The 20240-nt window shown below is 54.4% G+C and carries 20 protein-coding genes; 13 read left to right on the top strand and 7 right to left on the bottom strand.

Translation table 11 applies throughout. The features are described 5' to 3' along the window. Positions 1–128 precede the first annotated feature (128 nt). A complete protein-coding gene (locus JXO48_01195; GenBank protein MBN2282483.1) occupies positions 129–1037 on the bottom strand; it encodes a class I SAM-dependent methyltransferase in 909 nt (302 codons plus the stop codon). 84 nt (positions 1038–1121) lie between these two features. Between JXO48_01195 and JXO48_01190 the strand changes: the two genes are divergently transcribed. From JXO48_01190 to JXO48_01180, 3 genes are all read left to right on the top strand, one after another. After that, the gene (locus tag JXO48_01190; protein ID MBN2282482.1) at positions 1122–1469 is read left to right on the top strand and encodes a YkgJ family cysteine cluster protein; all 348 of its coding nucleotides are present in this window, start codon (positions 1122–1124) and stop codon (positions 1467–1469) included. A gap of 104 nt (positions 1470–1573) precedes the next feature. Continuing rightward, positions 1574–2611, top strand: a complete 1038-nt coding sequence (rlmN, locus tag JXO48_01185) for a 23S rRNA (adenine(2503)-C(2))-methyltransferase RlmN (protein ID MBN2282481.1) — start codon at positions 1574–1576, stop codon at positions 2609–2611. A 29-nt stretch (positions 2612–2640) separates the two neighbouring features. Further along, positions 2641–4236: an AAA family ATPase gene (locus JXO48_01180; GenBank protein ID MBN2282480.1), complete on the top strand. Its 1596-nt coding sequence runs from the start codon at positions 2641–2643 to the stop codon at positions 4234–4236. 57 nt (positions 4237–4293) lie between these two features. Here JXO48_01180 and JXO48_01175 read toward each other — a convergent pair whose 3' ends face one another. Both JXO48_01175 and trxA read right to left on the bottom strand, forming a co-directional pair. Next, positions 4294–4965: an outer membrane protein assembly factor BamD gene (locus JXO48_01175; protein ID MBN2282479.1), complete on the bottom strand. Its 672-nt coding sequence runs from the start codon at positions 4963–4965 to the stop codon at positions 4294–4296. Next, positions 4965–5297, bottom strand: coding sequence for a thioredoxin (gene trxA, locus JXO48_01170; protein MBN2282478.1), 333 nt, complete (start codon positions 5295–5297; stop codon positions 4965–4967). Before trxA ends, JXO48_01175 begins: the two co-directional genes overlap by 1 nt. 150 nt (positions 5298–5447) lie before the next feature. On the opposite strand from trxA, the gene JXO48_01165 reads away from it, so the two are divergent. Together JXO48_01165 and JXO48_01160 are read left to right on the top strand one after the other, a co-directional pair. Next, positions 5448–6167, top strand: a complete 720-nt coding sequence (locus tag JXO48_01165; protein ID MBN2282477.1) for an MTAP family purine nucleoside phosphorylase — start codon at positions 5448–5450, stop codon at positions 6165–6167. 65 nt (positions 6168–6232) lie between these two features. After that, positions 6233–7351 (top strand): saccharopine dehydrogenase NADP-binding domain-containing protein, encoded by a 1119-nt coding sequence (locus JXO48_01160; GenBank protein MBN2282476.1) that lies wholly within the window; start codon positions 6233–6235, stop codon positions 7349–7351. Between the two features lie 187 nt (positions 7352–7538). On the opposite strand, the gene JXO48_01155 is transcribed toward JXO48_01160, so the two are convergent. The 3 genes from JXO48_01155 to JXO48_01145 form a co-directional block, all read right to left on the bottom strand. Continuing rightward, positions 7539–7976: a hypothetical protein gene (locus JXO48_01155; protein MBN2282475.1), complete on the bottom strand. Its 438-nt coding sequence runs from the start codon at positions 7974–7976 to the stop codon at positions 7539–7541. Between the two features lie 348 nt (positions 7977–8324). Then, positions 8325–8777 (bottom strand): ACT domain-containing protein, encoded by a 453-nt coding sequence (locus JXO48_01150; GenBank protein ID MBN2282474.1) that lies wholly within the window; start codon positions 8775–8777, stop codon positions 8325–8327. Between the two features lie 34 nt (positions 8778–8811). Further along, entirely contained in the window at positions 8812–10110 is a 1299-nt protein-coding gene (locus JXO48_01145; GenBank protein MBN2282473.1) for a phenylacetate--CoA ligase, read from the bottom strand. 271 nt (positions 10111–10381) lie between these two features. Here JXO48_01145 and JXO48_01140 point away from each other — a divergent pair, with 271 nt between their 5' ends. The 6 genes from JXO48_01140 (at position 10382) to JXO48_01115 (ending at position 16308) form a co-directional block, all read left to right on the top strand. Further along, positions 10382–11200 carry a phosphate ABC transporter substrate-binding protein gene (locus JXO48_01140; protein MBN2282472.1) on the top strand — a complete coding sequence of 273 codons (819 nt, stop codon included), beginning with the start codon at positions 10382–10384 and terminating at the stop codon, positions 11198–11200. Between the two features lie 105 nt (positions 11201–11305). Then, the gene (pstC, locus tag JXO48_01135) at positions 11306–12193 is read left to right on the top strand and encodes a phosphate ABC transporter permease subunit PstC (protein MBN2282471.1); all 888 of its coding nucleotides are present in this window, start codon (positions 11306–11308) and stop codon (positions 12191–12193) included. Further along, on the top strand, positions 12190–13044 hold the full coding sequence (gene pstA, locus JXO48_01130; protein ID MBN2282470.1) for a phosphate ABC transporter permease PstA: 855 nt from the start codon (positions 12190–12192) through the stop codon (positions 13042–13044). The genes pstC and pstA overlap by 4 nt, the downstream gene beginning before the upstream one ends. Then, positions 13038–13808 carry a phosphate ABC transporter ATP-binding protein gene (locus JXO48_01125; protein ID MBN2282469.1) on the top strand — a complete coding sequence of 257 codons (771 nt, stop codon included), beginning with the start codon at positions 13038–13040 and terminating at the stop codon, positions 13806–13808. Before pstA ends, JXO48_01125 begins: the two co-directional genes overlap by 7 nt. Positions 13809–13822: 14 nt before the next feature. Then, positions 13823–14545, top strand: coding sequence for a phosphate signaling complex protein PhoU (gene phoU / locus JXO48_01120; protein ID MBN2282468.1), 723 nt, complete (start codon positions 13823–13825; stop codon positions 14543–14545). Then, the gene (locus JXO48_01115) at positions 14542–16308 is read left to right on the top strand and encodes a PAS domain-containing protein (GenBank protein ID MBN2282467.1); all 1767 of its coding nucleotides are present in this window, start codon (positions 14542–14544) and stop codon (positions 16306–16308) included. The genes phoU and JXO48_01115 overlap by 4 nt, the downstream gene beginning before the upstream one ends. Before the next feature lie 14 nt (positions 16309–16322). Here the strand turns inward: JXO48_01115 and JXO48_01110 are convergent, their stop codons facing one another. Then, positions 16323–17930 (bottom strand): Na/Pi cotransporter family protein, encoded by a 1608-nt coding sequence (locus tag JXO48_01110; protein MBN2282466.1) that lies wholly within the window; start codon positions 17928–17930, stop codon positions 16323–16325. A gap of 325 nt (positions 17931–18255) precedes the next feature. On the opposite strand from JXO48_01110, the gene JXO48_01105 reads away from it, so the two are divergent. Next, complete coding sequence (locus JXO48_01105) at positions 18256–18966, top strand: response regulator transcription factor (protein ID MBN2282465.1); 711 nt, start codon at positions 18256–18258, stop codon at positions 18964–18966. A gap of 40 nt (positions 18967–19006) precedes the next feature. Beyond that, positions 19007–20200, top strand: a complete 1194-nt coding sequence (locus tag JXO48_01100; protein MBN2282464.1) for a class I SAM-dependent RNA methyltransferase — start codon at positions 19007–19009, stop codon at positions 20198–20200. Positions 20201–20240: the final 40 nt, after the last annotated feature.

The raw sequence follows: 20240 nt of genomic DNA, 5'->3' as shown, positions 1-20240 counted from the left end.
TTGACACGGAATCCAGTATTTTTAAGCAGTTATGGGCTCCCGCTTTCGCGGGAGTGACACGATATTTGACTTTTTGCGAGACTGTCATTATTGCGGCTTTGAAAAAAGTCCACATGCCGCGTTACGCTTCAACTGATAATGAGCCATCGATACTCCCGAATATGATCCAGCAACTCGAGGATATGCTCCTGTTCATCGGTCGCGCAGGCACCGGCGGTAAAAATGAACTTCATTTTCGGTGACCGGCTGATACCCACCAGATCGATCAACGGCCCCGTTCGAACGGTCCTTCCCCACCTTCGGGCAACGGCCGTGAGGTGATCGAACCGTATGGTAAATTCCGAGTGTTCCTTCAGTCTGATCTCCCGCGGATATCCATCGCTCTGAAGCCCGCGGGAAAGGTATTCCATCCCCGCGGGGATCAGGCAGTCACCGGCATGCTCGGCGATAAAGGCGGGGATGTTCCTCCGGCACAGTTCCTCAACGAGGAGGATCGCGCCGATGTTGAAATGAAAGGCGCCCGTCCGGGGAATATCAAGACGATACCGTTCGATCAGGGTCGCCACGGGAAACGGAAGCTCACGTTTCTCAATATCCACCCAGGTATCGAGATCCCCCACAACCTCGTTCAGTATCACGCGGTATGTATCCGTCAGGGGAGGCAGAAACCCGCTGACATCGGCATTCAGAAAGCTTACCCTGTCCTTCCACGACTCCAGCCGTTTTCTCTGCGTCTTCAGAAAGGAAAGGGAAAGGTCCACCATCAGGACATGGTCGACCAGATCACCATGTTCTTCAAGGAGCCCCGCCATGAGGCTTCCCCTCCCGCCGCCGATCTCACAGAGACGGCACCCCCTGTGCAGCAGGCCGCAGGCGCGCAGTCTTTCACCCACGAGGGCGCCGTAGGTCCGGGGGTGCTCAAGCGCGGCCATATACGGGGAATTCGTGGATGAAAGGGACTCGCATATGGTATACTCCGTCAAAAGGTCAACCGGCTGGTTCCGGTAAAAGTGACCGGTCACGTTCAGTCGAGGCATACGACTCTCCGAAATGGTCCGTTTTTCAGCTTTAGAGTATTCCCGTCAGTTATCCGATTCCCGCCACCGGGTCAAGCAGTTGATATGAAGGAAGGAGCCGGCATAATAAAAAAGAGCGAAAAAACATCCTGCAGGCAATGCGGCGCCTGCTGCCTGGCACACCTGTCCGCCTATATCACTGATGCCGACCGTGAGCGCTGGCGTCGAGAGGGCCGTTCCGACATCCTGCATATCATCGACCGCGACCGCCCTGTCTGGGCGGGGGACCGTCTCATTTCGGCGCGATCCGGGCTACCCCTTCATGGTTGCCCCTTTCTCGAATGGACCGGACGATGGTATTCATGCAGTATTTATGAAACGCGACCGCTGACGTGCAGGAACTTTGAGCCCGGTTCATCACCGCTCTGCCCGCTCTATGGCGTTAAGGAATGAAGGTGTTCCTCTTTTGAGTAAAGTTTCTGTTGAATTATGAAGGCACTTCAGATACAACCTCCACCCGCAGGCTCTGCGGGATCATCGATAACGGACGGGAAGGGATGACACAGCTGCCCGATCTCAAAGACCTTACATGCCCTGAAATGGAGGCGTTCATCGCCGACCTCGGGAAAGAGCGGTACCGGGCGAAACAGATCATGAAATGGATCTATCGCTTCGGATTGACCTCTTTTGAAGACATGACGGACCTCTCACGGGATTTCAGGGACAGCATGTCCTCCCGCGCCCGGATCAGCTCTCTCGCCCTGGAAAAGATCATCGAATCCCGGGACGGCACCAAAAAGGCGCTGTGGCGCCTTGATGACGGGCTTGCCATTGAAAGTGTCCTTATCCGTGAGAAAAATCACTGGACGCTGTGCATTTCCACCCAGGCGGGGTGCGCGATGGGATGCGCCTTCTGCTATACGGGCACCATGGGACTCAAACGGAACCTGCGAACGTCGGAGATCGTGGACCAGGTCACTCGCCTGCGGTTCACCTTTCCCGAGGGAAAAGACATAAAGAACATTGTCATGATGGGGATGGGAGAACCCCTGGCGAATTACGAAAATACCGTGAAGGCCATCGGTATCATCACGGACGACTGGGGGCTTGCCGTCTCGAAGCGGCGCGTCACCGTTTCAACCTGTGGCCTCGTTCCCCTCATATACCGCCTGGGCAGGGATACCTCGGCGAACCTGGCCGTTTCCCTCAACGCGGCGGATGACGTGACGCGACAGGCACTCATGCCCGTCAACAGTACATACCCTCTCAACAAGCTTCTTGAAGCCTGCCGCGCATACAATATGCCCAGGCGGCGAAGGATCACCTTTGAGTATATCGTGATAGCCGGTGTCAATGACGGTGACGATGATGCCGAGAAACTGGCGCGATTGCTGAGAACGGTGCGATGCAAGATAAACCTCATCCCCTTCAACGAATTTCCTGGCTCACCCCTGAAAACACCCTCCGAGGAGCGGGTCCAGGCCTTTCGGAACATCCTCATCGAGCGTGGCTACACGACGATGGTCCGCATGAGCAAGGGCAGTGACATCCTGGCGGCATGCGGCCAACTGACCGGCGAGTCCTCACCGGAATGACCCGGCACATCACCGGGAAGGAGAACCTAATGACACATCCCCCGATCGTATCCTCCATGACGAATCCCCTGTTCTATCCCGACCCGCCGGAGTCGGTGGAGTGCATACAGACACATATCTCTTTCATATTCATCGCCGGGGAGATGGTCTTCAAAGTCAAGAAGGCCGTCGATTTCGGGTTTCTCGATTTCACCACGCTGGAAAAACGAAAATATTACTGTGAGGAGGAGGTCCGTCTGAACCGGCGCCTGGCCCGGGACATTTACCTGGATGTCGTCGAGATCCGGGAGGCAACCGGGGGCTCCCTGGCGCTGGACGGCCCCGGCAGGACCGTAGAATATGCCGTGCGAATGAAAAGGATCCCCCAGGAACGCATGCTGAACCGCCTTCTTGCCGAGGGAACCGTTGACGACTCCGTCATGGATGCCGTCGCCCGAAAGGTGCACCTCTTTCACCGGGAAGCGGAAACGGGCGGTGAAATAGACCGTACCGGCGGGTTCGATACGATATGCCGGAACCATGAAGAGAACTTTGAACAGACCGAGGAGTATATCGGCACCACCATTACGGAAGGTCAGTACCGGTTTATCAGGAACTACGTGTATCATTTCCTTCAGGTAAACCGGACCCTCTTCGACCGGCGTGTTCAGGAACACCGGATAAGGGACTGTCACGGAGACCTCCACCTCGAGCACATCTGCATCACCGGTGATGATATCGTCATATTCGACTGCATAGAGTTCAACAAGCGTTTCCGGTATCTCGATGTCGCGGCGGAAGTCTCGTTCCTCGCCATGGACCTTGATTACAACGACCACCCGTGGTTGAGCGACCGCTTCATCAATTCCTACCTGGAATACTCTGGCGACCGGGATATCGCCATGCTCCTCAATTTTTACAAATGCTACTTCGCTTACGTCCGCGCAAAGGTCATCGGCTTCAAGAGCAAAGACACCGCTGTTTCACCGGAGGAGCGCGCAAAGGCGGTGGAAACGGCATCACGGTACTTCGACCTCTCCGTCCGCTACGCCGCCCGTCCCGAAAAGCCTATCGTGATCATCATGGCGGGTCTCATGGGAACGGGGAAAAGCGTTCTGGCCCGGAATATGGCACCGTTCCTCGAGGCCGAGATCATACGAAGTGACGTGGTAAGAAAAGAGATGCTCAGCAGGAAGGCATCGGAACGGCACTATGAACCGTTTGGTGTCGGCATCTACTCAGAAGAGATCTCTCAGAAAACCTACGAGCGAGTATTTGAACTGGCCGCGGCGGCCGTCGAAGCGGGGAGATCCGTCATCATAGACGCTTCTTTCAGAACAAAAGCGGAGCGAGAGCGTGCCCGCAGGCTTGCCGAAACTCTGGGGGCGGATCTGTATGTCGTCGAGTCGGTCTGTCCCGGGGATGTTGTCAGAAAACGCCTCGACAGGAGGATGTCCGATCGGAACGAGGCATCCGACGGCCGGTGGGAAATCTATCACGAACAGAAAGCACGGTTTGAGAAGATCGATGAATTTCCGAACGACCGGCATATCATCATTGATACGTCCGGTTCGGAAACGGAGACGACCCGGGAAGCCGTCCTGAGAATACGTCTGCCCGGATCAGAAGTTCCGTCACGCCGGTAGTGCATTGAGGCGGCAGATGAGGCGGATATTACCTCTCGTCCGTGGAAAGGACCCGGCTTATTCTTTTTTCCCCTTCTGCCGTTCGATACGCTTATGCGTCTCGTTGATATAATAACTGACCTTGTAATCGAGACCGAGATTCGGATATTCGTTCTCGATCTCCTTGAATCTTTTCAGGGCCGCTTCGTAATGCCCCGTCTTGAAATAAAAATTACCCACGTAGAATTCGTGTTCCGCCAGTTTCTTCCGGCAATCACGCAGGTTCTTTTCCGCCATGAAGGTATACTGGCTGCTGGGAAACCGGGCGATGAGCTTTTCAAAGGCTTCCTTTGCCCGATGGGTTTCTGTCTGGTCCCGGTCGATGGAGCGCATCTGGTTGAAATGACACATGCCGATCTGAAACATCACGTAGGGCAGATTTTCGTTCGTCGGATGGAAATCAAGAAAATCCTGATAGCTGAGTTCCGCGGATATATAATCCTCCTTGTTGAAATAGGAATCCGCTATCTTCAGTTCAGCCGTGATCGCGTACTTGCTGAGGGGATATTCTTCCTTCAAACGCTGGAAGAACGTGATGGCATCGGCGTAATCACCGTCCTGATAGGCTGACTGTCCCTTGCTGTAGAGGGTCTCCGGGGTCAAGCGCTCATCCTTCTTTCCCCACCAGTGACACCCGGCAAGAGAGATAACCAGGAGGAGCACGCAGAGAAGTTTTATATACTTCATCATTACAGGGCTTTCTTGAGTGCCGTTTCCAGGCGTTCCTTCGGTACGAGCCCGACAATGGTCTCTTCGAGTTTTCCGTTCTTGAAAAGAAGGATCGTGGGAATGCCTCTTATCCCATAGTTCGCCGCAGATTCAGGGTTTTCGTCCACGTTCAGTTTTGTTACCTTCGCCGAATCCTTATATTCCGCGGCAAGTTCCTTCACCACAGGACCCATCTGAAGACAGGGGCCGCACCAGGGCGCCCAGAAATCAACAAGGGTCGGTTTCTTCGATCTGAGAACTTCGCTTTCGAAGGTGCTGTCCGTTACATGCGTCACATAATCATTGTCAGCCATTCTTGAACTCCTTCTGATTCATGTTGGGGCATAATGTATTTATTATTTAGTATGATGTCAACACCATTTCATGACTTCTTTGACAGTTTCGCCGGAATTTGATAGCGTCACGGCAATACTGACGAAACGGGACATTCACCGGGGGCGACGATGAAAAAGGTGGGGCTCATTGGGGGAACTCTTTTCTATGAGGAAGCATCATTAAGAAACATCGGGAAGGAGCATGTTTCGAACAGGTTCGGCACAGCCGATGTTCATGTCTCCGACCGGTTCATCTATGTCGCCCGCCATGGAACACAACCAGACCAGTACATTCACCCCCATGTGATCGACCATCCCGCCACAATGCAGGCACTGAAGGACCTGGGTGCGACTGAGGTCATCGGCGTCCACTCCACAGGCTCTCTGAAGAAAGAACTGAAACCGGGCATGATCGTCATTCCCGATGATTTTATCTCCCTTGCGCACACGGCGACCGCCGTTTCCAACAGGGTAAAACACATCACTCCGGCGCTCGACGAACCTCTGCGACGGCAATTATACGCAGCGGCGGAAGCGGCATCCATAACGGTCATCGACGGGGGTGTGTACTGGCAGACAACAGGACCCCGGCTCGAAACGCGTGCCGAGATCAGGTTCATCTCCCGGTTCGCCGACCTTGTGGGAATGACCATGGCAAGCGAAGCCATTGTCTGCCGGGAACTCGATATCCCCTACGCGTCAATATGCTCCATCGACAACTACGGCAACGGGCTTATCGAAAAACCCCTTAACGCCGACGAGATACGGGACGGGGCACAACGCAACGCAAAAAACGTCCTTGCCGTCATAAACGTTTATCTTGACAGGAGGGAACGGAACATTTCGTAAGGACGGGGAGCCAGTGGACCATTTTTATGAGGATGGGGATCATTCTTCCAACAAAGGAGGGAGTCATGAAAGTAATCGCGCTGGGGGGATCGGGAGCCATGGGGCGGCGGGCGGTGCAGGACCTCGCCTCCCGTGACATAGTAAAGGAAATCACTATCGCGGACTTCAACATTGGTGAGGCACAACAGCTTGCACGCTCTTTGGGAACCAAGTGCCGAGCGGTAAAAGTCGACGCAAATGATCACACAAACCTCGTGGAAACCATGAGAGGCCACACTGTGGCGCTGGGAACCATCGGTCCCTTTTACAAATACGAAGTAAGGATCGCCAGGGCCTGCATCGAAGCGGGTGTTCACTATGTCAGCATCTGTGATGATTACGATGCCGCAGAGGGGATATTGCGGCTCGACGAAGCCGCCCGGGAAAAGGGTCTGACGCTCATCACCGGCGTGGGATGGACGCCGGGCGTGACGAATATGCTCGCGAGAAAGGCAACCGCTTTATTCGACGAGGTCGAAACCATCGCCGTCGCCTGGGGATGTCATGCCTCGGACACCGTCGGCAAGGCCGTCACGCTCCATACGTTCCATATTTTCGCCGGGGTCGTTCCTTCCTTCCAGAACGGCAGGACCCTTCGCATTCCCGCGGGCTCCGGACGGGAACTTATAAGATTTCCCGCACCGGTGGGAATGGTCAATGTTTTTCACTTGGGCCACCCTGAACCGGTGACGATCCCCCGGCACATCGAAGCACAGAACGTCACTCTCAAAGGCGGGCTGGTGGAGGATTATTTCAACGTGCTCGGCAAGGTCCTGTCCTTCCTGCGGATTATCAATACCCGTTCGGGAAAGGATTTTCTGGGCGCCATCGTCAACCCGCTGCTGCCGGTTTTTGAAAAGATCGACAAACCGCCGGAAACGGCTTCGGCCTGCCGGGTCGATACAACGGGGAAAAAGGATGGAAAACGGGTGCATCTTGCATACGGTGCCGTCGCTCACATGGATGTGCTCACCGGTATTCCCGCTTCGATCGCCGTTCAGATGCTCCTCGAAGGAACGATAACGGCTACCGGCGTCCTGCCGCCGGAGGCCTGTCTCGACAGTGGAGATTTCCTGAAGCGGGCCCGTGAAAATGGCATCAGGCTTTTCCAGGGCGATGAGATGACTGAAGCGCTGGAACTGTGATCGGGATTAGGAAACTGGGATCCGAGATTCGTTGTTCGCTATTCGGGAATCGTTCTTTTGTAGTTGCCGGAATTTATTAGAGAAGCGACAAAGGGGCAAAGCGACAGAGCGACAAAGTGAGAAAAGAAAATAATTTGTGCGTATATCAAGGAAAACACTTTGCCACTTTGTCGCTCTGCCACTATTTTTATCTAAACGCCCCCAGCTGGCATGTCGATATCTTGATGCCCAGTTTCTCGCAGGCCGATGAAACGGCCATTTTCGGCAGGCTGAACCGCCGGGCGATATCCCATGAAGCGGCGCAGGTCAGCTTGCCCGCCTGAAGAGCAACTCTGATTGCATTTTCAAGCTCCGGCTCCACCGATGCCGCCGCCTCCACGATGCGGTGCTTCGGCAGATACCCGAACAGACCGAGCTGACACCGCTGGATCTTCAGTTCAAGGAGATCTATCGTCCGACCGACAACGCCGGGCTCCCGGCCACATTCGCCGGCTATCGCGTGTGCCGCCGCGCACCCGACTCCCCCCTCTTTCGCAACCGCCAGCAGCTTCTCGGCCACGACCGGGTCCACCTCTGTCCCTTCCGGATGCTTTCCGGAATAATTACCAGAATCTTCGTGTGTCATGGGTACCTCTCTAAAAAAACAGTGACAGAGCGACAAAGTGGCAAAGTGTTTTCCTTGATATTCGCACAAATAAAACGTTTGATTCCAGAATGACAGGACCGGTTTGTAATTTGAAATTCATTACAGATTATATTCATCTCTCACTTTGTCACTCTGTTGCTTTGCCCCTTTGTCGCCTTTTCTTACATCGGCCAACTACAGAAATCGCAATAACGGTGCATAAGAAGCGGCTTCGCAAAAAGCTCCAGAGGCAAGGCGCGCGAATCCTGAGGAATGAGTCGTACTTTTCGTACGTCGCAATGACGAAGGATGAAGCGCAACGCAGCATGTGGACTTTTTGCGGAGTCGCTAATACTTCATGTAGTGAAAGGGCTCCGCTGCAGCCAGGGCCTCCGCGTTGAGTGTCTCGAAGCCGGATTTTCTCAAAACCTCTTCGATACCCTCGATCTGCTCCACGTCGATGACGAAAACGGCCTTCTTCCAGCTCTCCAGGACGAAACCGTAAGCATTTTCAATATTAATGTTCTTGTCGGCGAGAAGGGTGATCAGACGGTCGAGGCCGCCTGGCTTGTCCTCGATGACGACGGCAATGACCGGTTTCAGGTTCGCCGTCAGCCCCCCCTCCGTCAAGGCGGACCGGGCCCGCTCGGGGTCGTCGACGAGCATGTTGATGACACCGAAGGCATCGGAACTCGATATCGATATGGCCCTGATATTGATCTTCGCCTTCGCCAGCAGTTTCGTGATCTTCGCGAGCCGCCCCGGCTTGTTCTCCGCAAATATTGACAACTGATAGGCTATCATTTTCCGATGCTCCTTTCCACCGCTGGAATGTCTACATCTCCCTCTTGTCGATCACCCGCACGGCCTTCCCCTCGCTCTTGGGAAGCGTGTTCGGTTCCACCAGTTCCACCCGGGGGGTCACCAGGATATCGCCTTTTAATTCCTCAGTGATGGTCCGCCGCAATTTCTCAAGCTGCTTCAGGTCGCCTGAAAAAAATTCCTTCATGACCTCCACTTTCACGATCATGCGGTCATTGAACCCCTCGCGCTCGAGAATGATAAGGAAGTTCGTCCCCACCCCGGGAACATCCATCAACTTTTTCTCGATCTGGATGGGAAAGATGTTAACGCCCTTGACGATGAGCATATCATCGGTTCTTCCCTTGATGCGTTCGATGCGGCGGTGGGTCCTGCCGCATTCGCAGGGTCCCGGAATGACCCTGGTCAGGTCCTTCGTTCGGTAACGCAAGATCGGCATACCGCTTCGCTGAAGCGTGGTAAGCACCAGTTCCCCCTCTTCTCCCTCCGGAACGGGTTCGAGGGTGTCGGGATTTATGACTTCCACGATATAATTGTCCTCCCAGATATGCATCCCTTGCTGCTGTAAGCATTCAAAGGCCACACCGGGACCGTTCATTTCAGAAAGGCCGTAGGAATTGAACGCACTGACACCATACAGTTCTTCCACTTTCTTCCTCGTCTGTTCCGAATGGGGCTCGGCCCCGAGAAAAGCGATCCTCAATTCAGTGTCCGACCGGGGGTCAACGCCCATTTCTTCAAAGACCGTGTAAAGATGCAGGGCATAGCTGGGAATGATGTGGATCACCGTGGTTCCGAAATCCTTCATCAGCTGGATCTGTCTTTTACTGTTCCCTGCCCCGGCGGGGATAACCAGCATTCCCAGTTTCTCCGCCCCGTAGTGGAACCCCAGGCCTCCCGTGAAAAGGCCGTAGGTCATCATATTTTGAAAGACATCCTCCCTGCGGACACCTGTCATATACATCGACCGGGCCAGGAGGTTCGTCCAGGCATCGACATCGCTCCGGGTATGAAAGATCACCGTCGCCCGCCCCGTTGTCCCCGATGAGGAGTGCATCCTCACCATCTCGCTCTTCGGGAGGGCGAGAAACCCATAGGGCCAGTTTTCCCGAAGGTCTTCCTTTGTTGTCAGCGGTATCCGCCGCAGGTCATCGAGAGAGGCAATCTGCGTTGGATCAAAGCCGATCTTTTCAAAGAGATTCTTATAATGCGGGGATGCCGAAGCGATCCCGACCGTATCCCGCAGCCTTCCGAGCTGAAGGTTTTCAAGCTCGGCGCGATCCATCGTCTCAATATCCTTTTCCCAGTACATTACAGATTCTCCTTCGAATGCATTTCCTGGTTTGTACAACTCCCCTCGTGATTTATCAAGACAAAATGTCTCCGGGACCCAGGGAACACAACGGGATGAAGGCTTTTCATGAATCAGCGACGTCACCGGGCACTCTATATTGATCTTTTTCATGCCGATAATTTAACCGTATCGTCATCGGGCTGTCATCATCCTGTAACATTAAGTACCTATTATGCACGGCAAAACAAAATGTATTCTGGAAGAAAAATACCAAGGAGGATTGAAAAACATGAAGAACATCATAAAATTGTTGTGCATAGGGGTCATCTTCTGTGCCCTCGCAGGTGCCGGCACCGCTTTTGGTGAAACCGTCGTCATTAAGGGTTCGACAACGGTCCTTCCCGTTGCCCAGGGCGCGGCTGAAGCTTTCATGGCCGCCCATCCCGGCGTGAACATTTCCATCTCCGGCGGCGGTTCCGGGAACGGCATCAAGGCGCTCGTCGACAAATCTACCGACATCGCCAACGCTTCACGTTTCATCAAGGACAAGGAAGTGAAAATGGCCCAGGATAACGACGTGTATCCAGTGCCCCACCGGGTTGCCATGGATGCCATCGTTCCGATCGTCCACACGTCTAATCCGGTGACCGGGCTCTCCATCGAGCAGCTCAGTCTGATCTATCAGGGAAAGATAACGAACTGGAAGGAAGTCGGCGGCAGTGACCTGCAGATCGTTGTCGTGTCGAGGGATACCAGCTCGGGGACCTACGAAGTGTGGGAGGAACAGGTCCTGCACAAAGAGAAGGTCACACCCAGGGCCCAGCTTCAGGCCTCGAACGGTGCCGTGGTCCAGGCGGTCTCAAAGAACAAGTACGCCATCGGCTATATCGGCCTCGGATATCTCAACAGTGATGTCAGGGCCCTCAATGTGAACGGTATCACCGCATCCAACGCGTCGGTCCTCTCCGGGGCATATCCTGTTGCCCGCCCTCTTTTCATGTTCACCAACGGGTGGCCGACAGGGACAACGGCGGAATTCATCACTTTTGTTCTGAGCCCCAAAGGTCAGGAAATCGTCAAAAAGGAAGGATACGTTCCGCTGTATTGATGGTATAATTTTCCATCTCAAAGCTGACGACCACGGTGCCGGGAAGGAGTATCCGGACCTCCCGGCATCGGGTCGTTCAGTGAACGGTCATTCGGGAAATACATAATGACGAGAACCCAAAAAGAAAAAATCATCAAAAACGTCTTTTTTTTGTTTGCACTGGTATCAATTCTCATCCTCGGGCTCATTGTGATCTTTCTTTTCATGGAGGGGCTTCCCATCTTCAAGGTCGTTTCAGTAAAGGATTTTATATTCGGTCTTGAATGGTACCCAACCTATGACCCCCCTTCATTCGGGATATGGCCCCTTATCATCGGTTCCTTTGCCGTTACGATATTCGCCTCGATCATCGCCATCCCGCTCGGCCTCCTCTCAGCCATATATATAGCCGAGGTCGCCCCCCCCGTGATCAAGGAGATCTTCAAACCTGTTGTTGAACTCCTGGCCGGGCTTCCCTCAGTGGTACTCGGATTTTTCGGCATGGCCGTGCTAGCTCCGTGGCTTCAGGAAACATTCGACCTCCCCACAGGTCTCAATATTGTGAACGCCTCGATCGTTCTCGCCCTCATGGCGGTCCCCACGATCTCAAGCATATCGGAGGACGCCATTTATTCTGTTCCCCAGGAGTTCAAGGAGGCATCCTACGCTCTGGGTGCCACACGATTCGAGACGATCACCCGCGTGATCATACCGGCTTCCCTCTCCGGCGTTTCGACGGCCGTCATACTTGGCATGGCACGAGCTATCGGCGAAACCATGGTGGTGCTCATGGTCGCCGGGGGAGCGGCGGCGATCCCTGAAAGTATTTTCGACTCCGTACGGCCCATGCCGGCAAGCATCGCCGCGGAGATGGGAGAGGCGCCCTTCAGAAGCGACCACTACTATGCCCTGTTCGCAACGGGTATCGTTCTCTTTTTCCTGACCCTGGCCTTCAATCTTATCGCCGATTATATTTCCAATCGATTCAAGGAGGTCGGCTCCGCCACGTTATGAGATTACGATATTTCAAACAGAACCTCTTCTTTCTCGTGGTTCGCCTCTCCGCCTTGATTCTCGCCGCCTCCATCTTCGGCTTTCTGGTATACATCTTTCTCCATGGCGTGGACGCGATCTCCTGGGAGTTCCTGACGAAGCCGCCCCGCGATTCCATGACAAAGGGCGGGGTCATGCCCGCCATTCTCGGGACGCTCTACCTGACGGCGGGCGCCATCATCGTGGCCCTGCCCCTGGGAGTGGCGTCGGCCATTTTCCTCAGTGAATATGCGAAGCAGGGTCGGGTCGTGAGGATGATCCGCGTCGGCGTGAACTGCCTGGCAGGGGTTCCCTCGATCGTCTTCGGCCTCTTCGGTCTCGGCCTTTTCGTCGTCTTTCTTCATTTCGGTTCCTGTATCCTCTCTGGGGCCCTCACGCTCGGATTCCTCATACTTCCCACCATAATCGGCGCCTCAGAGGAAGCGCTCAAGGCGGTACCCCAGACATTCCGCGAGGCATCACTCGGACTCGGCGTTTCAAAATGGCAGACCATTCTGCGTATCGTCCTTCCCAGTGCGCTTCCAGGCATATTGACGGGTTCCATCCTCGGTATCGGTCGTGCCGCGGGTGAAACGGCACCGATCATGTTCACGGCAGCGGCGTTCTTTACGTCAAAGCTGCCAAAATCCATCTTCGATGAGGTCATGGCCCTTCCCTATCATGTCTATGTCCTTGCAACGGCGGGGACCCATATCGAAGAGACAAGACCTCTTCAGTACGGCACAATTCTCGTTCTCGTCGCACTTGTACTTGGTGTTGACCTGATCGCCATCATCATGAGAAGCTACATGAGAAAAAAGAAAAGGTGGTAGTCGTGGATAATAGCCCGATCATACAAACAAAAAACGTCAACTTCTACTATGGGAATTTCAAGGCCCTTGTCGACGTTTCCATGGATTTCGGGAAAAACAGGGTAACGGCGCTCATCGGTCCATCGGGATGCGGCAAATCGACACTGCTGCGGCTCTTGAACCGGATGAACGACCTGATAGACGGCTCCCGGGTTGAGGGAGAGGTCATATTCGAGGGCATCAACATCTATGATCCGAAGGTCGATCCCGTTGATATCCGAAGACGGATCGGCATGGTCTTTCAGAAACCGAATCCCTTTCCGAAGTCCATATACAACAACATTACCTATGGACCGAAACTGACGGGACAATGGAACAAGGCCGACATTGAAGCACTGGTGGAACAGAGCCTGAAACAGGCGTCCCTCTGGGGCGAGGTGAAGGACATTCTCAATCAGTCAGCCATGGCCCTCTCCGGCGGTCAGCAGCAGCGCCTCTGCATCGCCCGTGCCCTTGCCATGAAACCGGATATCCTTCTCATGGATGAACCCACCTCGGCGCTCGACCCGATATCCACCGCAAAGATCGAAGAATTGGTGGAAGAACTGAAAAAAGCATATACTATCATCATCGTGACGCACAATATGCAGCAGGCCGCCCGCGTTTCGGATTACACCGGCTTCTTCTACCTGGGCAAGCTGATAGAATACAATCCGACGGAAAAGCTCTTCACCACGCCGGATATAAAACAGACGGAAGATTATATCACCGGCCGATTCGGATAAAGGGGGACACAATAATGGGGACGGAAAAAAGCCATACCAGCAGCCACTATGAGCGTGAGTTGAAAACCCTGAAAGAACAAATACTGTACCTGGGGGCCCTGGTCGAAAAATCCATCTATGACTCGACCCGCTCACTGCTTGAAAGAGATTCCCGGCTCGCGCAAAACGTTATCGAAGGTGACGGGGAAATCGACAGGCTCGACGAGGAAATCGAGGAAATGTGCACACGGATCCTGGCCCTGAGACAGCCGACCGCCCGCGATCTGCGGTTCATCACAACGGCGGTAAAGATCAACGGTCACCTGGAACGGATCGGCGATATGGCCGCGAAAATAGCCGAAAAGGCCATGCTCCTGAACGAACAGCCCCAGCTCAAACCGTACATCGACCTGCCCCGCATGGCCGAGATAACCCGCGAAATGATCCGTAAAAGCCTCGACGCTTTCATCAATGAGGATTGCGCTCTGGCAGACGAGGTCAGGCGCGAGGATGAGCGGGTGGACAGTCTCAACGAACAGATATTCCGGGAACTGCTGACCTTCATGATGGCCGATCCGAAGACGATACACCGCTCTCTTCTCATCATGCAGATATCAAAGAGCCTTGAACGCGTGTCGGACCATGCCGAAAGCATCGCCGACATGGTCATATACATGATTACCGGAAAGAACGTGCGGCACGAGAGCGCACCTCCCTGTAATACGGATGACCCCGGAGTAACGGAAAAAGGTTCATGAAAACCCACCTCTTCTACAAGGTATTCGCCACATATGTGATCATCGTCGCCCTCGCCATGGGTATCGTGGGCTTTCTTGCCAACAGCCAGATCAAATCGAAACTGACGATGCGCATCGAGCGGGAGATCATGAGCTACACCGAGACGCTGGGACTCATTACAACGATGCCGGAAGTGGAACGTGAGGTCTCAACACTGGCAAGGCTTACCAACTGCCGTGTCACCCTGATCGATGCAAACGGCTCGGTCCTGGCCGATTCAGAAGCGATCCCGGCCGAAATGGACAACCATCTCAATCGAACGGAGATCCAGGAGGCACGCATCAAGGGAAAGGGGACCGCCGTCCGATACAGTAAGACCCTCGGCATCAACACCCTCTATACCGCTATCCCCGTCCGAAACGAATACGGTATAACCGGCTATATTCGACTGGCACGCCCGCTCATGGAGATACGGCAGTCCGTCAATGCCCTCTTCATTCTGATCCTCCAGTCATTCCTGCTGGTCGGCGCCGTTTCATTCCTGATCGCATTCATATTCACCTCCCGTCTGGTTTCTCCGGTGCAGGAAATGGAGCTCTATACGAAAAGACTTCGTGAAGAAGGTATTTCCCAGTCACTTCTCATTCACGCAAACGACGAGCGGGGACGGCTCGCCGAAAACATAAACTACCTCGTGTCCGAACTGCGTGACAAGATCCGCATCGCTAACGAGGAAACAAAGAAACTGGAAGCCGCCTTCGCCAGCATGAACGACGGCGTCCTGATACTGGACAGGGAAAACCGGATAGAAGCGCTCAATTCCGCGTTCAACACCATTTTCGGGACCCGTTACCGGGACATCATCGGAAGAACACCGATAGAGGCCTTCAGGAACATAGAGCTCCAGCACGCGATCGAAGAGTTCAAGGCGACACAGAGTCCCATATCAACGGAAATCACCCTGAGAATGGAAGATCAGGTCATCCTTGACGTGAACATTTCTCCCGTGCTGGACCTTGAAAAGACCTTGATCGTCCTGCATGATGTCACGCGCGTCAAGAAGCTGGAGAAAATGCGGGCCGACTTTGTTGCCAATGTCACCCATGAGATCAAGACGCCCCTTTCGGCGATCCTGGGATTCGTCGAAACACTGCAGGATGGGGCCATCGACGATTCACAGACCGCCCAAAAATTCCTGAGCACCATTCACCGGCACGGTGAGCGCCTCAACAGACTGGTTGATGACCTTCTTACGATCTCGGACATCGAACTGGGTGAAATGAAACTTGATATCGAGAAAATCTCCCTCGCTTCCGTCATCTGTTCCGTCATGCCCATAGCCGAATCGAAAGCGGCCGAAAAGAACATCAATATTCAAAAGGACGTACCCGACAATATTCCTCCGGTTGCGGCGGATCGCGACCGGCTCGCACAGATCATATTGAACCTGCTTGATAACGCCGTTAAATTCACGCCCGAGGCGGGAACGGTTTCCCTCCGGGCGGCTTCGAGCGAAGAAGAAAAACAGGTGACGATCTCGATAGAGGACACGGGGATCGGCATTCCCAAAGAAGATATCCCCCGGCTGGGTGAACGGTTCTACCGCGTCGACAAGACCCGCTCACGGGACCTCGGCGGAACGGGCCTCGGTCTCTCGATCGTAAAACACCTCATAAAGGCCCTTGGGGGCAGCATGGAGATCACAAGCGAATTCGGAAGGGGCACCACTGTTTCATTAACCCTTCCACTATCCGTTGATGCGGAGTGCGCCGATAACGGGTAGGAAGGGCATGATAGCTATCGTTTCCCGATATGGAGGATTCCCTTCGTGATATTGCAGAGGTGATTGTTCATACGCTCGATGTCGGTCAGGATGTCCGAATACACCAGCCCCGCGTCACTGATACAGGTTCCGATCTCAAGTCGCTTCAGGTGGTTTATCTTATATTGGTTGATCAGTTCATCAATCTCGCCTTCGATATTCAGGGTGATCGTCGCCGACACATGATCGTCATCTTCCATGGCGCGCTTCGTATGCCGCATCAGGGTCGACGTCTTGTCGAAGAGCTTCTCCAGTTCAACCTTTGCCGCCGACGAAAAGGGCAGGTTATACTCATAGGCTCGCTGTGAAAGTTTCACAATGGCCTCGCAGTAGTCCCCCACCTTTTCCAGGTCATTGACGCTGTGCAGAAGTGCCGGCACAAGGCGTTTCTCCTTATCGGTAAGATCACTCTGGGCGATTTCGACAAGGTAGTCCGTGATACTTTTCTGCATTTCATCAACGGATTCCTCGTCAACGGTGATCTCGTTCTTCAGCTTGTGGTTGTAATCGATCGCGCATTTTCTCGCCTTGTCCAGCATCTCCTGGCAGATAATCAGCATCTGGGACAGTTCCTTTATCGTTGCCTTGATCGCCATGCTCGGCGTCACCAGCAGGTTCCGGTCAAGGTACCTGATACCCCGTTTTTCATAATCCTCACCGGGGATCAATTTCATGAGAACTGCGACGAAGAGCGTCACAAAGGGCAGCAGGATGATGGTGTTAATGAGGTTGAAGATGGTGTGCGTGTTCGCTATCTGCCGGGCGATATCGCCGGAGAGAAGCGGCATGTAACGCACATAGAGCGGGATGAGGGGAAACATGATCATCGTCCCGATCACATTGAACAGGGTGTGACCGAGAGCAAGCCGCTTGCTTGCGAGTTTTCCCCCGATACTGGCAATGATCGCCGTGATGCAGGTCCCGATGTTATCTCCCAGAACCAGATATATGGACGACGGAAGATCCAGAAGGCCGGCGGAGGCGAAGGCGATGACCATGCCCACCGTTGTACTGCTGCTCTGGAGAACGACGGTCACGATCAATCCCGTCAGGATCCCGAGAAGCGGTTTCTGGCCGAAATACAGGAATAATTGAACGACCGCTTCATTCTGGGCAAGGGGCTTGACGGCGGCGCCCATCGTCGACAATCCGAGGAAGAGGATCCCGAACCCCAGCAGCGCCGCGCCCCGGTTCTTGTTCTTTTCCATTTTCGAAAACAGGTACACGATGGCGCCGATAAAGATGAAGAGAAGCGCTGATTTCGTCAGCTTGAAGGCGATGAGCTGGGCCGTAATGGTGGTTCCGATATTGGCTCCGAAGATAACGGGCAGTGCACCCACCAGCGTGATAAGCCCCGCGTTCAGGAAACCGATGAGGAGTACCGATGTGGCGCTCGAGCTCTGTATGATGGAGGTAACGACGACACCGACGAGTGCGGACCGGACCCTGTTTGACGTGACCTTGTCCAGGAGTTTTTTGAGAATACCGAGAGAAAGGGCCTTGAGGGAGGTGCTGAGAAGATTGATTCCAAAAAGGAACAGCCCCAGCCCGCCGATGACCCCGAGTAACACGTTGAATTCCATATAATTCCTTGCGGGATTACGGTTTACGCCGATGTATCGATCACGGCCGGCAACCTGTGAACTTGCCCCGCGTCACCTTTCAATAACAGGTTGTGTAGAAATAACAATAAAGAAATAGTGAGTCAAACAGAAACAGTCTCCGGCCGCAAAAAGTTTATTCGGCCCTCACGGGGACACACCACTGTGAAAGGGCAACATATTTGAATTGAGAGCTTTTCCAGGAATATGAATTTCGTGTCATTAAGTTCTTGAGAATTTTTCTTCTCCTGTTTACAGTTATATCTACTTTTCGAGAAATGAAAAATGGTGGAGGATATGTCACCCGGTGACAGATAAAATACTCGTCGTCGACGATGAAAGAGATATCGTTGACCTGATCTGTTTCAATCTTGAAAAGGAAGGGTTTTCCACCATCGGGGCCCATGATGGAGAGCGGGCCCTTCAGATCATTCAGAAGGAACAGCCGAGATTGATGATCCTCGATCTCATGCTTCCGGGCATTCAGGGGATGGAGATATGCAGGATCATACGGCAGAGCGCCGATCTCCAGGACCTCCCCATCATCATGCTCACGGCGAAAAATGACGAACTGGACCGGGTCCTGGGGCTGGAGATGGGCGCCGATGATTACATTACGAAACCCTTCAGTGTCAGGGAGCTTGTCGCCCGCGTCAAAACGATTCTTCGAAGGACGGAACGGCAAAAGGTGGAGGGTGGACAGGATGTCATCCGTCACGGCGGCCTCGAGGTGGACAGAGGTCACCACACGGTAACCCTCCGAGGCCGAAAGATCGAGCTGAGCCCCACGGAGTTCAAACTTCTCGCTTTTCTGGCGGCCCATCCCGGCCGGCTTTATACGCGCGACCAACTGCTCGATTACGTTTGGGGCGATGAAGCCTTCGTTGAGCCCAGGACCGTCGACGTGCATATCCGCCGACTTCGAGCACAGATAGAGGAAGACCCCTCCAATCCACGGTTTATCCTTACCATCCGGGGTTTCGGGTACCGGTTTGCCGACATTGGTGACGAAGCGTAACGGCATCGCCGCCATGCTGTTTTTTTCATAGAAAGATACAATGCCCTTTTCATCCAGCATATATCCTATCCTGATCACCTGTCCCCGCGGAGCATCGGTACTCCTGAGAGATGAGGTGCAGGGGCTCGGGTTTGCCCTCGTCTCAGAGATCGAAACGGGGGTATTCACGGAGGGAACCCTTGCAGACGCCATGAAGCTGAACCTGCATGTGCGGACGGGGCATCGGGTCCTCTGCCGGGTCGGTTCCTTCACGGCCGGCAACCCCCGGGAACTTTACTCCGGCGTCTCCAGCATACCCTGGGAGCGCTACCTTGAGCGCGATGGATACTTCTCCGTTACCTCGACCGTTTCAACCCCCAGCATTCGTGACTCGCAATATGCCAACCTGAAATGCAAGGATGCCATCGCCGACAGGTTCAACCGCAAATACGGCCGCCGACCCGATTCCGGTCCCGGACGAGAGCGGACCGTCGTCCATCTCCACTGGGATGAATCGACCTGTCATATCTACCTTGACACCTCGGGAGAGCCCCTGTCCCGGCGCGGGTATCGGAAAATCCCGCTGCACGCCCCCATGCAGGAAACCCTGGCCGCGGCGGTCATTCTCGCAACGGGCTGGCGCGGGACATCGCACTTCGTCAATCCCATGTGCGGCAGCGGGACGCTGGCGATCGAGGCAGCCCTCATCGCCCTCGACCGGGCACCCGGCTCGTTCCGGGACAATTTCGGCTTCATGCACATTGTGGGATACGACGGCCGCCTCTGGCGGACCTTGAGGAACAGGGCGAACAGGAACGCAAAAAGATCCTGCGATATCAAAATAATCGCCACCGATATCAGCGAAGAGGCGATCGAGGCGGCGAAGCGGAACGCGGCCCGCGCGGGGGTGGAAGATGTCCTGGAATTCGGCGTCTGCGACTTCTCAAGGACCGCGGTGCCTGAGGGCGGTGGTGTGGTGATGCTCAATCCCGGGTACGGCGAGCGGCTTGGAGATGTGGATTCCCTGCGGTCGACCTACCATGGGATCGGCGATTTCTTCAAACAGCGATGCCAGGGTCTTGACGGATACATTTTCACGGGCAATCTCGCCCTGGCAAAGGAGGTCGGCCTTCGAACGTCACGGAGGATCCCCTTTTTCAACGGACCCATCGAATGCCGGTTGCTGGAATACGCCCTCTATCGGGGAAGCAGGAAGGACCGGTCCGGTGTTCGCGGGGAAAACGCTGATCCATGAGTGCCGCGGCCGGGTCCGACAGGAGAACGACCGTACCTGT

It is taken from the genome of Deltaproteobacteria bacterium (assembly GCA_016933965.1).
Taxonomy (GTDB): Bacteria; Desulfobacterota; Syntrophia; order Syntrophales; family UBA2210; genus JAFGTS01.
This window is presented reverse-complemented; position numbering and strand designations above follow the sequence as displayed.

Bases quoted from the DNA above. Each gene is read 5' to 3' on its own strand.
- JXO48_01195 (MBN2282483.1), bottom strand. From the start codon at position 1,037: ATGCCTCGACTGAACGTGACCGGTCACTTTTACCGGAACCAGCCGGTT.
- JXO48_01190 (MBN2282482.1), top strand. From the start codon at position 1,122: ATGAAGGAAGGAGCCGGCATAATAAAAAAGAGCGAAAAAACATCCTGC.
- rlmN (MBN2282481.1), top strand. From the start codon at position 1,574: ATGACACAGCTGCCCGATCTCAAAGACCTTACATGCCCTGAAATGGAG.
- JXO48_01180 (MBN2282480.1), top strand. From the start codon at position 2,641: ATGACACATCCCCCGATCGTATCCTCCATGACGAATCCCCTGTTCTAT.
- JXO48_01175 (MBN2282479.1), bottom strand. From the start codon at position 4,965: ATGATGAAGTATATAAAACTTCTCTGCGTGCTCCTCCTGGTTATCTCT.
- trxA (MBN2282478.1), bottom strand. From the start codon at position 5,297: ATGGCTGACAATGATTATGTGACGCATGTAACGGACAGCACCTTCGAA.
- JXO48_01165 (MBN2282477.1), top strand. From the start codon at position 5,448: ATGAAAAAGGTGGGGCTCATTGGGGGAACTCTTTTCTATGAGGAAGCA.
- JXO48_01160 (MBN2282476.1), top strand. From the start codon at position 6,233: ATGAAAGTAATCGCGCTGGGGGGATCGGGAGCCATGGGGCGGCGGGCG.
- JXO48_01155 (MBN2282475.1), bottom strand. From the start codon at position 7,976: ATGACACACGAAGATTCTGGTAATTATTCCGGAAAGCATCCGGAAGGG.
- JXO48_01145 (MBN2282473.1), bottom strand. From the start codon at position 10,110: ATGTACTGGGAAAAGGATATTGAGACGATGGATCGCGCCGAGCTTGAA.
- JXO48_01140 (MBN2282472.1), top strand. From the start codon at position 10,382: ATGAAGAACATCATAAAATTGTTGTGCATAGGGGTCATCTTCTGTGCC.
- pstC (MBN2282471.1), top strand. From the start codon at position 11,306: ATGACGAGAACCCAAAAAGAAAAAATCATCAAAAACGTCTTTTTTTTG.
- pstA (MBN2282470.1), top strand. From the start codon at position 12,190: ATGAGATTACGATATTTCAAACAGAACCTCTTCTTTCTCGTGGTTCGC.
- phoU (MBN2282468.1), top strand. From the start codon at position 13,823: ATGGGGACGGAAAAAAGCCATACCAGCAGCCACTATGAGCGTGAGTTG.
- JXO48_01115 (MBN2282467.1), top strand. From the start codon at position 14,542: ATGAAAACCCACCTCTTCTACAAGGTATTCGCCACATATGTGATCATC.
- JXO48_01110 (MBN2282466.1), bottom strand. From the start codon at position 17,930: ATGGAATTCAACGTGTTACTCGGGGTCATCGGCGGGCTGGGGCTGTTC.
- JXO48_01100 (MBN2282464.1), top strand. From the start codon at position 19,007: ATGCCCTTTTCATCCAGCATATATCCTATCCTGATCACCTGTCCCCGC.